This is a genomic window from Flavobacterium bizetiae (assembly GCF_902804475.1).
GTDB lineage: Bacteria > Bacteroidota > Bacteroidia > Flavobacteriales > Flavobacteriaceae > Flavobacterium > Flavobacterium bizetiae.
Genome location: NZ_CADCSU010000123.1, coordinates 1 through 18,738, shown reverse-complemented (window position 1 = coordinate 18,738; position 18,738 = coordinate 1). Strand labels below are relative to the sequence as shown.

Below are 18,738 nucleotides of genomic sequence, written 5' to 3'. Positions count from 1 at the left end.
TTTTTGTTTTTCAAACACTAATTCACTAAATTTACAATACCAATTATATATTATGGATGATAATTTTTCACCAAGAGTAAAAGATGTTATTACCTACAGTAAAGAGGAAGCCTTACGTTTGGGCCACGACTTTATTGGTACTGAACATCTAATGCTAGGCATTTTAAGGGATGGAAACGGAAAAGCTATTCATATTCTTAATAACCTTGCAGTCGATCTAGATCATTTACGCAGGAAGGTAGAAATACTGAGCCCAGCCAATCAAAGCGTTGAAGTAAATGCAGAGAAGAAAAATCTTCATCTTACGCGTCAGGCGGAAAGAGCACTGAAGACAACCTTTCTTGAAGCTAAAGTATTTCAGAGCTCGTCTATTAGCACGGCGCACTTGCTATTGTGTATCTTACGAAACGAAAACGATCCAACAACCAAGCTATTGAATAAACTAAAAATAGATTATGACATAGCTAAAGAACAATATTTAAATATGACTCCAAACGAAGAAGAATTCTTAGAAAACTTGCCAAGAAACGAATCGTATAATGACGATTCAGGACAAGATGACAGTCTTAAAGAAAGTAGTTTCAATAATCCAGCCAATAAGTCAAACAAAAAATCTAAGACTCCGGTTTTAGATAATTTTGGGAGAGATTTAACAGAAATGGCAGAGGAAGGAAAACTAGATCCGGTTGTAGGACGCGAGAAAGAAATCGAACGTGTTTCTCAAATTCTAAGCCGTAGAAAAAAGAACAACCCACTTTTAATTGGAGAACCTGGAGTTGGTAAATCTGCTATTGCAGAAGGACTTGCACTACGCATCATCCAAAAGAAAGTATCTCGTATTCTTTTCAACAAACGTGTGGTTACACTTGATCTTGCCAGTTTAGTAGCAGGAACAAAATACCGCGGTCAGTTTGAAGAGAGAATGAAAGCCGTAATGAACGAGCTGGAGAAAAATGACGATATCATCCTTTTCATTGACGAAATTCATACTATTGTAGGCGCTGGCGGAGCAACAGGATCTCTTGATGCTTCGAACATGTTTAAACCTGCATTGGCAAGAGGAGAAATTCAATGTATTGGTGCTACTACTCTTGATGAGTACAGACAATATATCGAGAAAGATGGTGCACTTGAAAGACGTTTCCAGAAAGTAATTGTAGAGCCAACATCTGTTGAGGAAACTATTGCGATTTTGAACAACATTAAAGACAAATACGAAGATCACCACAATGTAACCTATACTCAGGAAGCTATTGAGGCTTGTGTTAAATTAACAAACAGATATATGTCTGAGCGTTTCTTACCAGACAAAGCTATTGATGCTCTTGACGAAGCGGGTTCTCGCGTACACATTACTAACATTGATGTTCCGAAACAAATTTTGGATTTAGAGCGTCAGTTAGAAGAAGTTCGTGAAATGAAAAACATGGTAGTCAAAAAACAAAAATACGAAGAGGCTGCCAAACTTCGCGATGATGAAAAACGCATTGAAAAAGATCTTGCCGTTGCACAAGAACAATGGGAAGAAGATTCTAAAAACAACAGAATTGAAGTTACAGAAGATAATGTAGCTGATGTTGTATCTATGATGACCGGAATTCCTGTAAACAGAATTGCACAAACAGAAAGCAACAAACTGGCTAAATTACCTGAATTGATTCAGAATAAAGTAATTGGTCAAAACGAAGCAGTTTTAAAAATTGCACGTTCTATTCAGCGTAACAGAGCCGGACTTAAAGATCCTAACAAACCAATTGGTTCGTTCATTTTCTTAGGTCAGACTGGAGTTGGTAAAACCCAATTAGCAAAAGTTTTAGCAAAAGAATTATTCGATTCTGAAGATGCGTTAGTTCGTATCGACATGAGCGAATACATGGAAAAATTTGCTATCTCCCGTTTAGTTGGAGCGCCTCCGGGATACGTTGGTTACGAAGAAGGTGGTCAGCTTACTGAAAAAGTTCGCAGAAAACCATATTGTGTGGTACTTTTAGACGAAATCGAGAAAGCGCATCCGGATGTGTTTAATATGATGCTTCAGGTTTTAGATGACGGATATTTAACAGATAGTTTAGGTCGCAAAATCGACTTTAAAAACACTATCATTATCATGACATCGAATGTTGGAGCACGTCAGTTGAAAGATTTCGGACAAGGTGTAGGATTCGGAACTGCTGCGAAAGTAGCTCAGGCCGATGAAAACTCTAAGAGCATTATCGAAAATGCATTAAAGAAAACTTTTGCACCGGAATTCTTAAACAGAATTGATGACGTAATCGTATTTAATGCATTAGAAAAAGGTGATATTGATTTGATTATCGAAATCGAACTTACAAAACTATATTCTCGTATTGCTGAATTAGGATACAAATTAAATCTTACTGACAAAGCAAAAGCATTTATTGCAGAAAAAGGCTTTGACAGACAATTTGGAGCCAGACCTCTAAAAAGAGCAATTCAGAAATATGTTGAAGATTTATTGGCTGAAGAGATTATCACTTCAAAAATACATTCAGGTGATGAAATCCTGATGGATTTGAAAGATGATTCTCAAGAGTTATCAGTAGAAATACATAAAGCCGAAGAGCCAACTAATCAATAAATTAGTTAAGTTTTATAACAGAAATAACAAACCCGTTACGTTTTCATAACATAACGGGTATTTTTTTTAGATAAATTAGTATCTTTAGTAAAAGCAAATAGCTATTTTTGGCTATTAATCTCTATAAAAACAAATAATAACGTATGCTTCAAAACAAAGTCATTTTAGGTAGCGAAGAATGGTGCTCATTTCCAGAACTAGGAATCCCAACAATCAAAGCTCGTGTGGATTCCGGTGCCAAAACTTCGGCAATGCACGCCATAAACATAGCTCCTTTTATAAAAAATGATGCCAATTGGGTGAAATTTGATATTAATCCAATTCAGAATAATATTAAAACCATCATTCATTGTGAAGCTCCGTTGGTTGACAAAAGAATTGTAAAAAGCTCAAGTGGTTTTAGAGAACACCGCTATGTGATTCAGACTCAAATAAAACTTGGCGATATCAAATGGCCAATAGAAATGACTTTGACCAACAGGGATTCAATGGGTTTCCGTATGCTACTAGGCCGTGAAGCCATGAGCGGACGTGTACTGGTTGATCCGGAGGAAAAGTACATGTTAGGCCAGCCTACAACCGAAGCTTTAAAAGAATTATACCAAAACTCAGAAAAAGCAACTTCTGGTTTACGAATTGGGCTTTTGGCCAGTAATCCTGAATTGTACAGCAATAAAAGAATCATGGAAGCCGGCGAAATGCGCGGTCATGAAATGCACTTTCTAAACATCAAGGAATGCTACATGAAACTGGATGCTAAAACTCCGGAAATTCATTATCGTGGCGGAAAAATATTAAATCAATTTGATGCTATTATTCCAAGAATCCGACCAAGCATTACTTTTTACGGTTGCGCTCTGACACGTCAGTTTGAAGCTTTGAAGGTTTTCGTTTTAAATTCGGCTACAGCCATAACTCAATCACGAGATAAATTATATTCACTGCAATTGCTTTTGAATAGCGGAATCGACATTCCTACCACTGGTTTTGCCAACTCTCCTCTTGATACTGACAATTTGATTAAAATGGTTGGAGGCTCGCCTTTAATCGTAAAATTACTTGAAGGAACTCAGGGAAAAGGAGTTGTTTTAGCCGAAACCAAAAAAGCTGCAGAAAGTGTTATCAATGCTTTTAAAAGCTTAAATGCCAATATTTTAGTTCAGGAATTTATCAAAGAAGCCAACGGAAAAGACATTCGTTGTTTTGTAATCGACGGAAAAGTGGTTGCAGCGATTCAGCGTGAAGCAATGCCTGGAGAATTCAGAGCAAACATTCACCTTGGCGGAACAGCCTCTGTAATTAAAGTTACTGCCGAAGAAAAAAAGATCGCTATAAAAGCCGCAAAAGCAATGGACTTAAAAGTGGCCGGAGTTGACATTATTCGTTCTTCAAAAGGGCCTTTATTACTTGAAGTAAACTCTTCGCCTGGTCTTGAAGGAATCGAAGGTGCAACAAACAAAGATGTTGCCGGAGAAATGATCAAAGCAATCGAAAAGAACTTTAAACTAATATAACTTAAGTTCATTTGAACTTAATCGCACATAATTAATTTAGTAGCTTTGTCAGAGTGTAAAAACTTAGACAAAGCTTTTTTTATTACTTAAATCCTCAAAAAATGATGTTATCCCCCTATTTTGATATTATTCTAAGAAGTGTTGCCGTTTATTTTTTCATGACAATCGCCCTTAGAGTGTTTGGTAAAAAAGAGCTTTCGCAATTGAATACTGCCGATATCATTCTGATTTTATTGATTAGTAATTCCGTTCAAAACGCCATGGTCGGACCTGACACAAGTCTTTCAGGAGGATTAATTGCAGCCTTGGCTTTGTTTATCATTAATTACATCATTAAAAAACTAACCCATAAATACAAAGGGCTTAACAATTTGCTGTTAGACAAACCCGAAATTCTGATTCACAACGGAATAATTGATTTTAAGACTTTGAGTAAACTGGATATCTCACACGAAGAATTAAAAGAAGCTGCACGCGAACATGGTTTAGAGCATTTAACAGACATTAAACTTGCCATGCTCGAAGTTGATGGTACCATAAGTGTAATTTCTGATGATAAAAAAAATATCAAGGAAACACATTTTAAACGAAAACACAATCACAAGAACTTACAGAAATAACTTTTAAAAACATTTAATCATTTGAAAATCAAATAATTAATTGTTTACATTAAAAAAACTTAGCTATACACTTTGTTATACTATGTATTTTGTTATACATTAGCAGAATGAACGAAACATTTGTAACAAACTGGAAATCGCAGGTAAAGAAAGGCACATTGACTTTCATTATCCTTAATGTGCTCAAAAATAATGAGTACTACGGTTATGAACTTATCGAACAAATAAGAAAACATACTGAAATAGAAATTGCCGAAGGAACTCTCTATCCTTTAATGAATCGATTAAAAACTGAAGAATTAGTAGATTCTAAATGGGTAGAACAAGAAACCGGTATTCCAAGAAAGTATTATTCATTAACCAAAGCCGGAATAGAAACTCTAAGTCAGATGAATATTTACTGGGAGAATCTTGAGAAATCAATTAAAAAAATCATCCAATGAGAATAGAAGATATCAAATTCGAACAGAAAGCTTCGCAGCGAATTTACAACGACTACATGAAGCGCGTTAGAAAAGCGACGGCATCACTATCAAAAATGAATCAGGATGATATTTATATGGAATTCAACAGTCATATTTTTGAAGCGATTCAGCATAGAAATAATGCCAACGAACTAGATTCACTTTTAGATATTATCGAAAAATTAGGTTTTCCGGAAGAAGTTCTAAAACCACTTGTAGCCGATAAAAAACTAGAACAGGCAACGAGAACATTCAACCCTGTTCATGTTTTTAAAGCCTTAATTTTAAACTTTACAAACGGTATTTCGTACATCTTTTTCTTTGTTTTGTACCTGTTTCTGTTTGGTTTCGTTTTTCTGATTTTTGCAAAAATCTTCAATCCAGATCTTGTTGGTCTTCACATAAAAAGCGAGTCGCCTTCTGTGTTTGTCTTAGGAATAATGAATCCTGAAAGTAAAACTCAATACGGAACTCACGAAGTACTGGGCAACTGGTTTATTCCTGCAATGTTATTAGCAATCTTAGTTTTCTATTTTCTTATCACCCTTTTATTAAAATTAAAAAAATCAATTAATCAAAAATCATCATCATGAAAAAAATCATCAGCTGCTTGTTTGCTCTCGTCTTTACGAGTGCATTTTCTCAAACCTTCAATGCAAAAAAACTGGACAGTTTGTTTCTCCTTTTAGAGAAAAACAACAAATACATGGGAAGCATAGCCCTTTCTGAAAACGGAAAAACAATTTATACAAAATCAATTGGTTTTGACGATGTTGCGACTTCAAAAAAATCAAGTATAAATACGAAATACAGAATTGGTTCTATCTCTAAAACTTTTACTGCCGCGCTTATTTTTAAAGCTATCGAAGAAAATAAAATCACTTTAAATCAAACTATTGACAAATATTTTCCAACGGTAAAAAATGCAAAAACAATTACAATTAGTAATTTATTAAACCACAGAAGCGGTATACACGATTTCACAAACGACGATGATTACCTAACCTGGAATACTCAATATCAATCGAAAGCTAAAATGATCGAACGAATTGCAGCGGGTGAAATTGCTTTTGAACCAAACACAAAAGGACAATACAGCAATTCTAACTATGTTTTATTGTCTTTTGTATTAGAAGATATTTACAAGAAGCCTTTTGGCGAAATTTTAAACCTGAAAATTGTTACTCCATTAAAATTAAAAAACACTTATTTAGGTAAAAAAACCAATATTGCGAACAACGAATGCTATTCGTATACAGCTGAAAATGGGAAATGGAAAAAAGAAAGCGAAACAGATATGTCTATTCCGCTTGGTGCCGGTGCAATTGTTTCTAACCCAACCGACTTAAACCTCTTTTTTGAAGGTCTTTTTGCCGGAAAAATTGTTTCAATAGATCATTTAAATCAAATGAAAACTGCACAAGATAAATTTGGAATGGGATTATTTGAATTTCCTTATTACGAAAAGAAAAATTACGGTCATACAGGAGGAATTGATGGCTTTAAATCTGTTGCAGGCTATTTTCCAAATGAAAAATTAGCTTTAGCCTTAACTTCAAACGGTTTGGATTACGACAATAACAACATCTTATTATGCGCTTTAAACTCTTATTTCAACAAACCATTTACAATGCCGGTTTTCGGAAGCGTTGCTGTTAGTCCTGAAATTCTGGATCTGTATTCCGGAACTTATGGCAGTACTCAAATTCCAATAAAAATAACGATTTCAAAAAAAGACAATACATTAATCGCACAAGCTACCGGACAACCTTCTTTTCCGTTAGAAGCTACAACTACTAAAGTATTTAAATTTGATGTTGCAGGTATTGTTCTTGAATTCAATTCTGATAAAAAAGAAATGATTTTAAAACAAGGCGGACAAGAATTTTTATTCACCAAATAATAAATAAACCTAAAACAGCAAACAAAAAAAGCTAGTTTCTTTACTGAAACTAGCTTTTTTTTACCTCTAAAACTTAATGCTACTTGCTATTATTAACATCAATTTCTGAATCTGTATTGATCTTTTTAATTGTTTTATTGGTCAAGCCAAATGGTTTTAATCTGTGATTAAGATTCACTAAAATATAATCTTTTTCGACCGGAAATTTTTCAGCTATCATTTTATAGTGCTTTAAAAGCTTCTTGTCTTCTACTCCATTCAAAGCCTGTAAAACAATATGAATTACCCTGTTTGATTCATCATTAAGGCCGGATATAAAAGCATCAATATAATTGCTTTTATTCTTCAATTTTCCCAGCGCATAATAAGCATCAACCCTTATATCTTCGTTTTTATTATAAGTAAAAGGAACAATAATAGCTGCATAATCAAGATTCATTGCTTCTAATACGTAAGTACAAAAACTAAACGTTTCTTCATCATGAATGTTTTCAATATTCGCCTTTATAACTTCCAGCCAATCTGAACTTTTATCTTTTGCGTACCAAAATACAAACTGAAAAACATCTAACAAACTTTCATCCGAATAAGAAATTAGACGAGGTTTTGCACGTTCATAATCAAACTTGGTCAATATTTGAAGAATCGCTTTTTTAATTTCGCCCGAACTTAATTGGTATTGTTCTTCTAGAATATCTAAAGTTGCTGCATCTAATTTTTCCTTTTTCAGGATTCCGTTCAGGCATTCTGTTTTAATATCATTATTTTCTGTAGCGAAAAACACTTCTAAAATATAACCAGCCAATCCGCTTAAAGTGTATTTAAACAAATCAGGTTGAGTTACCATTATACTTTCTGGCATAATCTGATCTAACCATCTTTCGTACCAATCTAAAAAGTTAGATTCAAACGCAAAGTATGGTTTTTGCCTGTCACTATCAACATTCACTATTCTTCCCTTAAATTCACCATTTAAAACAAGCGCATAATAATACGTACAGCCTTGCGTACCAACAGGCAGTAATCCTGAAAATATTTTACCTAATTCAACCTCAAAATCTTCGGTAGAAATATCATCATCTTCTTCAATATTTTTATTCAAATCAGCCCAAAATTCATCCGTCATTTCAGGATATAATTTGCAATCTTCTTTTAGATATTGCTTATCATTTTCATAGATTAGCTCATTGGTATTTTTTCCAAGCGGATAAATTCCATAGCCTGGCCCTGCAGCAGAATTTGCGTACGAGATTCCCCCATTACCAATATGAAGTAAAAAGGCTTTATAATCTTCCGGAAGCACTATATTATAGTCGTTTTCAAAACTTAGAATCTCATCAATACTAACCGTTTCCCCTAAAGTATATTGATGACTACTCGCGCCAAATACTTTTAGATCATTATCAGCATTTTTTGCAAGAATCAGCTTATTTTTTATTCTTTGTATTTGGTTCAATTCACCCATTTCCTAACCTTTATCTCTTCTTTTATTATAAAGTAAAAGTAAATACATTATAACTTTAAAACAACTCATACTACAAAACAAAAAAGCTGGCTTCAGTAAAGAAACCAGCTTTTTTTTATCTATTTTAAAATGCGATTTTACATCTCACATTTTACAACAATCATTTTACTATTATATAAAAACGCTTAAAACATAATATATAATACCTGCTAATAAAGCTGAAATTGGAATGGTTAATATCCATGCCCAAATTAAACTTACTGTTACTCCCCAACGAACGGCAGAAACACGTTTTGTTAATCCAACCCCGATGATAGAACCCGTAATAGTATGCGTTGTACTTACCGGAATTTTTAAATGCTCTGTAAAATAAAGCGTTAAAGCTCCAGCAGTTTCAGCAGCAACACCTTCAAACGAAGTTACTTTTGTGATTTTGGAACCCATTGTTTTCACAATTTTCCATCCACCACTTAAAGTTCCTGCAGCAATTGCAGAATAACATGCTAACGGAATCCAGCTTGGCATTTTGAAAGCACCATCTTCAGAAGGAAGCGCTACATCTAACCACGAATCCATATGAACACCAGGATTTGTATTAATATAAACCACAACAGCTGCTGCAATAATACCCATTACTTTTTGTGAATCATTTCCTCCGTGACCTAAACTAAAAGCCGCAGAAGATAATAATTGCATTTTCTTTAAAGCTGCATCTGCCTGATGTAGATTCAAACTACTAAATATCAAACAGAAACCACTTACTGTCAATACAATAAATGCAACTAAAAACCATTTAATATTGTGCGGTTCAAAAGCAACACTCCAGAAAACAGAAGAAGCAAAACGAGGTTTGTGTCCGTCTTTTATAATTTCTTCGTAAGGAATCATTTGTGTGTAAACGAACCAGATAGTTGCAATCATTAAAGCTACTGTAAAGATCTTTGGTCCGATACTTTTACGAGAAGCATTCAACAACCAAATCGAAATTAAGTAGGATGCCAAAGCTCCTAATAAAGGCGCTAAAACAATAAAAGCAATAATAATAAGAACCCCGGAAGGCATTCCGCCATCTTTACCGGCCTTATACCAGCTTACTATATCATACCAATGATGTGTAACTCCTTCTGCATCAACATAACCTGAAAAACCATGTATAGCGATAGCGTGAGCAACTGCTGCTCCGGCAAAACCACCAATAAGAGTATGTGATGAACTTGAAGGAATCCCTAACCACCAGGTCAATAAATTCCAACAAATAGCGGCAATAACTCCCGCTAAAATAACCACCAGGTCAATTTGCATTGTATCTGCTGTTTTAGCAACAGTATCCGCAACACCAAATCCGAAGACCCAATAAGCTAAAAAGTTAAAAAATGCTGCCCAAAGAACCGCCTGAAAAGGCGTTAGAACCTTTGTGGCAACAACTGTTGCAATAGCATTTGCCGCATCATGAAAACCATTGATGTAATCAAAAATTAAGGCTAATACTATAATAATTATAAGTAGCGTCATAAATTATAACTTCAGAATGAAATAAATTGAATTTAAGAATGTTTTACTGAAATAGATTCTAGTATGTTCGCAACACTCTTACATTTATCTGTTGCTGATTCTAAAACAGATAACACTTCTTTATATTTAATAATATTTTTAGCATCTGTTTCGTTTTCAAAAATTTCAAAAACTGCTTTGTTATAAACGTTATCTGACTTGTTTTCCAGTTTATTAATTCTGGCACAAGCATCTTTTATGACTTTGAAATTCTGTAAATTTCTCAATTCTTTTACCGCACTATCAATGTTTTGACAAGCTTCAAGATTGATTTCGGTCATTTTTCTGATTGATTTTGTAATCTTATCAACCTGATACAATCTCATTCTGCTTGCAGCTCCGTGCAGGTAATCTGCAACGTTATCAATAGAAGTAATTAAGGTATGAATATCTTCTCTATCAAATGGCGTAATAAAGTTTCTGCTCAATTCAAGATTGGTCTGACGTGTAATGTCTTCTCCTCTTTGCTCTAATTCGTCAATTCTCTGAAAAAGAACTTCTCTTTCTTTTAATGGAAGATTTACAGCTTCGTGTAAATTAGAAGCTAATTCAATTAAATTGCTTGAAGCCTCTTCAAAAAGTGGAAAGAATTTCTTGTCTTTCGGCACTAAAAATTGGAAAATACTGTTTATTGACATTTTTATATTTTTGATAGTGCAAAATTACTTCATTAATACTTTACAATGTTAAGCCATTGTTAACAAATCGTTTTCAATTTGGAAACTGTCAAGGAATTCAACGGTTTTTTCAATATCGTAATGCAGGATTCTATCCTCCTTAACTAACGGAACCACTTCTCTGTAGCTGCTCAAAAACATCTCGATAAAATCACTCGATTTTAGCGGTTCTCTATACGCAATTGCCTGAGAAGCATTCATCAATTCGATGGCCAGAATACGTTCTAAATTATCTAAAACGCGTAACGCTTTTGTCGCTCCGTTTGCCCCCATACTTACGTGATCTTCCTGTCCGTTGCTCGACACAATACTGTCTACACTTGAAGGTGTCGCCAATTGTTTGTTTTGACTTGCAATACTTGCCGCTGTATATTGCGGAATCATAAATCCTGAATTCAATCCCGGATTATCTACCAAAAATGCCGGAAGATTGCGCAATCCAGAAATTAACTGATAGGTCCTTCTTTCAGAAATACTTCCTAACTCAGCCAAAGCAATTGCCATAAAATCTAAGGCTAAAGCCAAAGGTTGTCCGTGGAAGTTTCCTCCGGAAATAATCTTATCGGCTTCGATAAATATATTTGGATTGTCTGTAACCGAATTAATCTCGGTTTTAAATACTTTTCGAACATAATCGATCGCATCTTTTGAAGCGCCGTGAACTTGTGGCATACAACGGAAAGAATACGGATCTTGTACATGCTTTTTCTCCTGAGCAATAATCTCGCTTCCTTCAAGAAATTCATTAATGCGTTGCGCGGTAACAATTTGCCCTTTGTGAGGACGTATAAAATGGATCAATTCATTAAATGGTTCACTTCTTCCGTCAAAACCTTCTAATGAAATGGTACCTATTAAATCAGCTAAATAAGAATATTTATAGGCTTTTATTAAAATATGAGCTCCGTAAGCGCTCATAAACTGAGTTCCGTTTAATAATGCCAAACCTTCTTTTGATTGTAAAACAATTGGTTTCCAGTCAAAACGCTTTAAAACCTCGCTTGAAGCTACTTTTTTTCCTTCAAACAAAACTTCTCCTTCTCCTAATAAAGGCAAAGATAAATGTGCCAAAGGCGCTAAATCTCCAGAAGCTCCCAAAGATCCCTGAGTATAGATAATTGGTAAAATATCATTATTATAAAAATCAACCAAACGAGATACCGTTTGCAATTGAATTCCGGAATGTCCGTAACTTAAAGATTGAATTTTAAGCAACAACATCAACTTAACAATTTCAGCAGGAACTTCTTCTCCGGTTCCGCAGGCATGCGATTTTACCAAATTCTCCTGAAGTTTTGATAAATTTTCATTCGAAATTTTCACATTACATAAAGATCCAAATCCTGTGTTGATACCATAAATAGGTTCAGAATGTGAGGCCATTTTTTTATCTAAATAATCACGACATTTTTGAACGTTTACTTTTGCTTCTTCTGATAGTTCAAGTGTTTTACCATTGACTATGATTTCTTGTAAAGCTTCTAAAGTTAGGATTTCAGTACTTATATAATGGATTTCTCTCATGTTGTTTGTATTTTAAGACATCAAAATTCAGCAAATCAATATTAAAAAGCAACATTTGTTCATAATAATTAAAATTTGCACTAATTCGATTTCGCTATTTTATTTATTTCATAATCATTATCAGACAAAAAATCAGGTCTTTGTTTGTAAAAAATTCAGATTAGAATTTTATTCGATAAACTCAAAAAAAAGCATTTCCTACTTAGTATATAGGTTAAATTCGATGAATTTTGAATCAATTTCAAAAATAATGATCCTTCAAAACATTTTAAAGCATTAACAAAAAAAGCCTTAAATATAGGAATAAGTCATCTTTAGAGTTTTAATTTTAACGAATACTCAATATTGAATTGATGAGATTTGAATTTTTAAAATATTCGTAAAAAGGGAATTAGGTTTTTTAACTTTTAGAAAAAACTGTACTTTTGAAAAATCAAAATGAAAAGTAACAGCACAAAATATCAATCTACAATGGCAACTCCAACTAGAGTTGCAATTGCTGCTACAACAATTTCTACAACAACAACTACTACCCCTTAGGGGTATACATTTTACATATAATTCAGGTTATCTATACTTTTCTCATGAAAGAAGAAAGGCAATGGGTACATAAAAAACATTTACAAAACAAAAAAAATAGTCGCAGTTTTTAGTTTCAGTTCACAGTAAATAATCTTTGAACCTTTGTTACTCAAAATCTTTGCACCTTATTAAAAAACATCAAAATGAAAGTATTAAAATTTGGCGGAACTTCGGTTGCCAATGCTCAAAATATAAAACTCGTTCTCGAAATTATCAACCAGAATTCTAAACAAGATCAATTAGTAGTTGTTGTTTCAGCTTTAAGCAAAGTAACCGATTTATTGCAATTGGCAGCAGCAAAAGCAGCAGCAAACGACGAAGGCTTTAGAGATATTGTTGCTGAAATCGAGAAAAAACATCTTGATACCTTAAAAGATTTAATTCCGGTAAGCGAGCAAAGCAGCTTGTTAAGCCACGTAAAAAGAATCATCAATCACTTAGAAACTTTATTAGATGGTTGTTTTTTATTGGGCGAATTATCTCCTAGAACTGCCGATACTATTTTAAGTTTTGGCGAATTGCTTTCGTCTTATATCATCGCACAAGCGTATCAGCAAGTAGATAAAAACGTAGTATATAAAGACAGTCGCGAATTGATCAAAACCAACAATAACTTTGGTAAAGCGGTTGTAAACTTTGAAGTTTCGAATAAATTGATTCAGGAATATTTTGGTGGAAACCGATATCAAATCAATATTTTACCGGGATTTATCGCTCAGACTACTGACGGAATCACTACAACTTTAGGTCGTGGAGGTTCTGATTATACTGCGGCCATTATTGCCGGAGCACTTAACGCATCACAATTGGAAATCTGGACAGACGTAAACGGAATGTTTACTGCTAATCCTAAAATTGTAAAACAAGCGCAGCCTATTGCTAATATTTCGTATCAGGAAGCGATGGAATTATCGCATTTTGGTGCCAAAGTATTGTATCCGCCAACAATTCAGCCTGTTTTAAGAAAAAATATTCCCATTTTAATCAAAAATACTTTTGAGCCGGAAGCTGTAGGAACTTTAATTTCGAATCAGGTTTCATCAAAAGATACGGTTGTAAAAGGAATCAGCCATATCGATCATATTTCGTTAGTAACTTTGGAAGGTCCTGGAATGATTGGAGTTTCAGGTTCATCAAAACGTTTATTCGAAGTATTGTCTCAGGAAAAAATCAATGTTATTTTTATTACTCAGGCTTCTTCTGAACATTCTATTTGTATCGGAATTTTAAATTCTGATGCTGAAAATGCAGAAGCTGCAATTAATAAAGCTTTTGAAGTTGAGATTTTACAAAACAAAATTGATCCTGCTATTGTAGAAAAAGACCTTTGCATTATTGCTTTGGTGGGTGAAAACATGAAAAATCACCAGGGTTTAAGCGGAAGAATGTTTAGTACTTTGGGTAAAAACAACGTAAATATCCGTGCTATTGCGCAAGGCGCTTCTGAACGTAATATTTCGACTGTAATTAACGAAAGAGACGTTAAAAAAGCGTTGAATACATTGCACGAAAACTTCTTTGAAGAAAACACCAAACAGCTGAATTTATTTGTAATGGGAGTTGGAAATGTAGGTGAAAAATTCATCGAGCAAATTCATAATCAAAGAAAGTTTTTAAAAGAAAATTTAAAAATTAATGTTCGTGTAATTGCTTTATCAAACTCCAGAAAAATGCTTTTTGATGAAGACGGAATTTCATTAAAAGACTGGCAATCGGCTTTAGACAAAGGAGAACACGCGATTCCAACAGAATTTATCGCACGCGCCAAAGAGCTTAATTTACGTAACAGTATTTTTGTGGATATTACTGCAAATGCAAGTGTTTCTGAAACTTACGAAAAATTCTTAAAACAAAGTATTGCCGTTGTAACTTGTAATAAAATTGCCTGTTCATCTGCTTACGATAATTATAAAAAACTAAAAAGTTTATCTCGTCAATACAACGCACCGTTTTTGTTTGAAACGAATGTTGGCGCGGGATTACCTATTATTGATACTGTAAAAAACTTAATTGCTTCCGGCGATAAAGTGCATAAAATTCAGGCGGTTTTATCAGGAAGTTTAAACTTCATTTTCAACAATTTTGATAAGAATAATTCTTTTCATGACGTTGTAAAAGAAGCCGGAGTTCAGGGATTTACTGAACCGGACCCAAAAATTGACTTAAGCGGAATCGACGTTGCGCGTAAAATCTTAATCTTAATTCGCGAAAGCGGTTACGAAATGGATATTGATGCCATCGCAAACGAATCATTTTTACCGGCAGATTGTTTGGCAACAACTAATAATGAAGACTTTTTTGCTTCTTTAATTAAACATGCAGATCATTTTAATAAAATATATGAAGAAGCTTTAGCCAAAGATTCAAGATTAAAATACGTTGCTCAATTCGAAAACGGAAAAGCAAGCGTTGGTCTTCAATTCATCCCGAAAGATCATCCTTTCTATAATTTAGAAGGAAAAGACAATATCGTACTTTTCTATACAGATCGTTACGTAGATCAGCCGTTATTGATCAAAGGAGCTGGAGCCGGTGCAGCCGTAACCGCTTCAGGAATTTTTGCGGATGTAATTAGAATTGGAAATATTTAAACAAGGGACCAAGGCTCATAGGTGCAAAGGGACAAAGTTAAACCCCTTTGAACCTATGAACCTTTTGTCGCTTTCAATCTTAAAATAAAAAACATCGAGCAGCAAAGCCTTTGTTCCTCTGAACCTTTGCCACTCTGAACCTATAAAAAATGACACAAATAAAATTATTCTGTCCCGCTACAATTGCAAATCTTTCGTGCGGATTTGACGTACTTGGACTTTGCTTAGACAATGCGGGTGATGAAATGATTGTTCGAAAAACAGAACAAAAAGGAGTTCGTATTACTAAAATTGTGGGTGCCGATTTACCTTTAGAAACCGAGAAAAACGTTTCGGGTGTTGCGGCTTTAGCGATGTTAGAAGCTTATGAAAGAGATTTTGAATCGATAAATTTTGGGTTTGAAATCGAAATCTATAAAAATATCAAAGCCGGAAGCGGAATTGGAAGCAGCGCTGCAAGTTCTGCCGGAGCTGTTTTCGGGATTAATGAGTTATTAGGACAACCTTATTCCCGCAAAGATTTGGTGCAGTTTGCGATGCAAGGCGAGAAATTAGCCAGCGGAAATGCTCATGCTGACAACGTTGCTCCTGCCCTTTTGGGTGGTTTTACTTTGGTAAGAAGTTATGCGCCGCTGGATATTATCAGAATTGATAGTCCGGAAGAATTATTTGCAACGGTGGTTCATCCTCAAATTGAGTTGAAAACATCTGATGCGCGTTCGGTATTAAAACAAACCGTTTCCTTAAAAAGCGCGATCATGCAATGGGGAAATGTGGGTGGATTAATCGCAGGTTTATACACCAAAGATTATGATTTGATAGGAAGATCACTTCATGACGAAATCGTAGAACCATTAAGAAGCGTTTTGATTCCTGGTTTTGATTTGATCAAACAAACGGCACTTGAAAACGGCGCTTTAGGCTCTGGAATTTCAGGTTCTGGTCCGTCGATTTTTGCTTTAAGCAGAGGAAAAAACACCGCAGACCAAATCGCAAAAGCCATGAGCGATGTTTACGAAAACATGAATTTACCTTATGAAATTCACGTTTCGGAAATTAATCCAGACGGCGTAAGAATTCTTTAAAAGGAATTAAAAATTAAAAATTTAGAATTAAAAATTGTTCGTATCGTTTGTCAGGCTGAGCGAAGTCGAAGCCCACACAAAGTATAACACACACAGTTTGTCATTTCGATGGAGGAGAAATCTTCGCGAGAAGCTCGACAAAGATTGGACTCACATTACGGAGTTACTTGCGAAGATTTCTCCTTACGTCGAAATGACAAAAAAGGCGCTTAATTAAAAATCATTGAAATAAAAAAAATAAAAATATCACCACAAAGCTTTGCTCCCGATAGCTATCGGGATTGCGTTTTCAAAAGAAACCATTTCCTTGCGCTCTTTGCGGTAAAAAAAAAATAACTATTGGAATTTGGTCCCGAAGTTTCGGGATAAAAAATTGGAATTTGTTTCCGAAAATCTAAAATAAACCATGAAATACTACAGTTTAAACCATAATGCACCAGAAGTTTCGTTTAAAGAAGCTGTGATACAAGGATTAGCGAGTGATAAAGGATTGTATTTTCCTCAAACTATTACGCCTTTAAATCCTGCATTTTTTAACGTAATCGAAAATTTAAGCCACAACGATATCGCATTTGATGTGATTCAGCAATTTGTGGGCGATGAAATTCCTGAAGAAAATCTAAGAGAAATTATCGCCGAAACTTTAAGCTTTGATTTTCCGGTGGTAGAAGTCGAAAAGGGGATTTATTCGCTTGAATTATTCCACGGGCCAACCATGGCTTTTAAAGATGTTGGCGCGCGATTTATGTCACGTTGTCTGGCGTATTTTAACAAAGATAAAAAAGACAGTAAAAATACGGTTTTAGTAGCGACTTCGGGAGATACCGGCGGCGCTGTTGCCAGCGGATTTTTGGGTGTTGACGGTGTTGATGTTGTGATTTTATATCCGTCAGGAAAAGTAAGCGATATTCAGGAAAAACAATTGACTACTTTAGGTCAAAACATTAAAGCACTTGAAGTTGACGGTGTTTTTGATGATTGCCAGGATATGGTCAAAAAAGCGTTTTTAGACGAGACTTTAGCGCACAAAAACCTGACTTCGGCAAATTCTATCAATATTGCGCGTTGGTTGCCGCAAATGTTCTATTTCTTCTTTGCTTATAAAGCATTGAAAAGCCAAAACAAACCTTTAGTTTTCTCTTGCCCAAGTGGAAACTTCGGGAATATCTGCGCCGGAATTATGGCAAAGAAATTAGGTTTACCAATCGAACATTTCGTTGCTTCTACAAACGTAAATGATACCGTACCAAGATTCTTAGAAAGCGGAAAATACGATCCGAAACCTTCTAAAGCCACAATTTCTAACGCGATGGACGTTGGAAATCCAAGTAACTTTATCAGAATTCAGGAATTATACAACAACGATTTAAAAGCTTTCGAAAAAGATTTCTCTTCTTATAGTTATACTGATGAAGAAACGTTAGCAGCCTTAAAACAGATTTACAATACCAACGGTTACATTGCAGAACCACACGGCGCTGTTGGATATTTAGGATTGAAAAAAGAATTACAAAAGCATGAAAATGCGATTGGTGTTTTCTTAGAAACGGCTCACCCAATTAAATTTCTAGATGTAGTTGAACCTGCTTTAGGAATTACACTTCCTATTCCGGAACAAATTGAGAGTGTTATTAATGAGGAGAAAGTGAGTGTGAAGATTAAGAGTTATGAGGAGTTGAAAACATTTTTAGGATAACAACTCACCTTATACAGTAAAATTTTAAAACCATAGATTATAACATATTGTAATCTATGGTTTTTTATTTTGATAACCATTTTTTAAGAATACAAATCTTATATTTACAACGTTATACTGAATAAAAAATAGAATTCGAAAATGAGGCTTTTAAATATATTAATTAACAAATTAAAGGAAAAAACTGAACCAAACATATATCAGACTGATCATACACAAACACCAGAAATATTCATTCATATAAAAGAACATAAAAATGAAGAAGCTAAAAAATATTTAAAACATAATCCATCTGAAATATTTCTAAAAGGATAATGTCCCTCATTATAAAAACCTAAAAAACCACAAATCATACTTAAAACAAGCTAGTACAATTTGTGGTTTTCTTTTAGAAAAATGTTTTATTTTCTCCTATTAATTATAAGTAAAAGTAGCTTTAGCATCTTTAAAATCTAAACCTACATAAT

Annotated in this window: 13 protein-coding genes; 9 read left to right on the top strand and 4 right to left on the bottom strand. The window is 34.3% G+C overall.

The genetic code is table 11. The annotated features are described in order from the left end of the window. The first annotated feature begins 52 nt into the window (after positions 1–52). The 6 genes from FLACOL7796_RS17020 (at position 53) to FLACOL7796_RS16995 (ending at position 7,100) form a co-directional block, all read left to right on the top strand. Positions 53–2,599 carry an ATP-dependent Clp protease ATP-binding subunit gene (locus FLACOL7796_RS17020; protein WP_173971931.1) on the top strand — a complete coding sequence of 849 codons (2,547 nt, stop codon included), beginning with the start codon at positions 53–55 and terminating at the stop codon, positions 2,597–2,599. Positions 2,600–2,742: 143 nt separating this feature from the next. Continuing rightward, on the top strand, positions 2,743–4,113 hold the full coding sequence (rimK, locus tag FLACOL7796_RS17015; protein ID WP_173971930.1) for a 30S ribosomal protein S6--L-glutamate ligase: 1,371 nt from the start codon (positions 2,743–2,745) through the stop codon (positions 4,111–4,113). A 104-nt stretch (positions 4,114–4,217) separates the two neighbouring features. Further along, positions 4,218–4,733: a DUF421 domain-containing protein gene (locus FLACOL7796_RS17010; RefSeq protein WP_173971950.1), complete on the top strand. Its 516-nt coding sequence runs from the start codon at positions 4,218–4,220 to the stop codon at positions 4,731–4,733. A 107-nt stretch (positions 4,734–4,840) separates the two neighbouring features. Next, positions 4,841–5,176, top strand: a complete 336-nt coding sequence (locus tag FLACOL7796_RS17005; RefSeq protein ID WP_173971929.1) for a PadR family transcriptional regulator — start codon at positions 4,841–4,843, stop codon at positions 5,174–5,176. Further along, positions 5,173–5,790, top strand: coding sequence for a hypothetical protein (locus FLACOL7796_RS17000; protein ID WP_173971928.1), 618 nt, complete (start codon positions 5,173–5,175; stop codon positions 5,788–5,790). The genes FLACOL7796_RS17005 and FLACOL7796_RS17000 overlap by 4 nt, the downstream gene beginning before the upstream one ends. Further along, the gene (locus tag FLACOL7796_RS16995) at positions 5,787–7,100 is read left to right on the top strand and encodes a serine hydrolase domain-containing protein (RefSeq protein ID WP_173971927.1); all 1,314 of its coding nucleotides are present in this window, start codon (positions 5,787–5,789) and stop codon (positions 7,098–7,100) included. The genes FLACOL7796_RS17000 and FLACOL7796_RS16995 overlap by 4 nt, the downstream gene beginning before the upstream one ends. A gap of 79 nt (positions 7,101–7,179) precedes the next feature. Here the strand turns inward: FLACOL7796_RS16995 and FLACOL7796_RS16990 are convergent, their stop codons facing one another. The 4 genes from FLACOL7796_RS16990 to hutH all read right to left on the bottom strand — a co-directional run bounded on the left by FLACOL7796_RS16990 (position 7,180) and on the right by hutH (position 12,317). Continuing rightward, positions 7,180–8,565, bottom strand: a complete 1,386-nt coding sequence (locus tag FLACOL7796_RS16990; RefSeq protein ID WP_173971926.1) for an SMI1/KNR4 family protein — start codon at positions 8,563–8,565, stop codon at positions 7,180–7,182. Positions 8,566–8,736: 171 nt separating this feature from the next. Beyond that, the gene (locus FLACOL7796_RS16985) at positions 8,737–10,077 is read right to left on the bottom strand and encodes an inorganic phosphate transporter (protein WP_173971925.1); all 1,341 of its coding nucleotides are present in this window, start codon (positions 10,075–10,077) and stop codon (positions 8,737–8,739) included. 32 nt (positions 10,078–10,109) lie between these two features. Then, a complete protein-coding gene (locus tag FLACOL7796_RS16980) occupies positions 10,110–10,754 on the bottom strand; it encodes a DUF47 domain-containing protein (protein ID WP_173971924.1) in 645 nt (214 codons plus the stop codon). Positions 10,755–10,802: 48 nt separating this feature from the next. After that, the gene (hutH, locus tag FLACOL7796_RS16975; RefSeq protein WP_173971923.1) at positions 10,803–12,317 is read right to left on the bottom strand and encodes a histidine ammonia-lyase; all 1,515 of its coding nucleotides are present in this window, start codon (positions 12,315–12,317) and stop codon (positions 10,803–10,805) included. A 725-nt stretch (positions 12,318–13,042) separates the two neighbouring features. Between hutH and thrA the strand changes: the two genes are divergently transcribed. The 3 genes from thrA to thrC all read left to right on the top strand — a co-directional run bounded on the left by thrA (position 13,043) and on the right by thrC (position 18,271). After that, positions 13,043–15,490 carry a bifunctional aspartate kinase/homoserine dehydrogenase I gene (gene thrA, locus FLACOL7796_RS16970; RefSeq protein WP_173971922.1) on the top strand — a complete coding sequence of 816 codons (2,448 nt, stop codon included), beginning with the start codon at positions 13,043–13,045 and terminating at the stop codon, positions 15,488–15,490. A 149-nt stretch (positions 15,491–15,639) separates the two neighbouring features. Further along, complete coding sequence (locus FLACOL7796_RS16965; RefSeq protein WP_173971921.1) at positions 15,640–16,575, top strand: homoserine kinase; 936 nt, start codon at positions 15,640–15,642, stop codon at positions 16,573–16,575. A gap of 406 nt (positions 16,576–16,981) precedes the next feature. After that, positions 16,982–18,271 (top strand): threonine synthase, encoded by a 1,290-nt coding sequence (gene thrC, locus FLACOL7796_RS16960; RefSeq protein WP_173971920.1) that lies wholly within the window; start codon positions 16,982–16,984, stop codon positions 18,269–18,271. Positions 18,272–18,738: the final 467 nt, after the last annotated feature.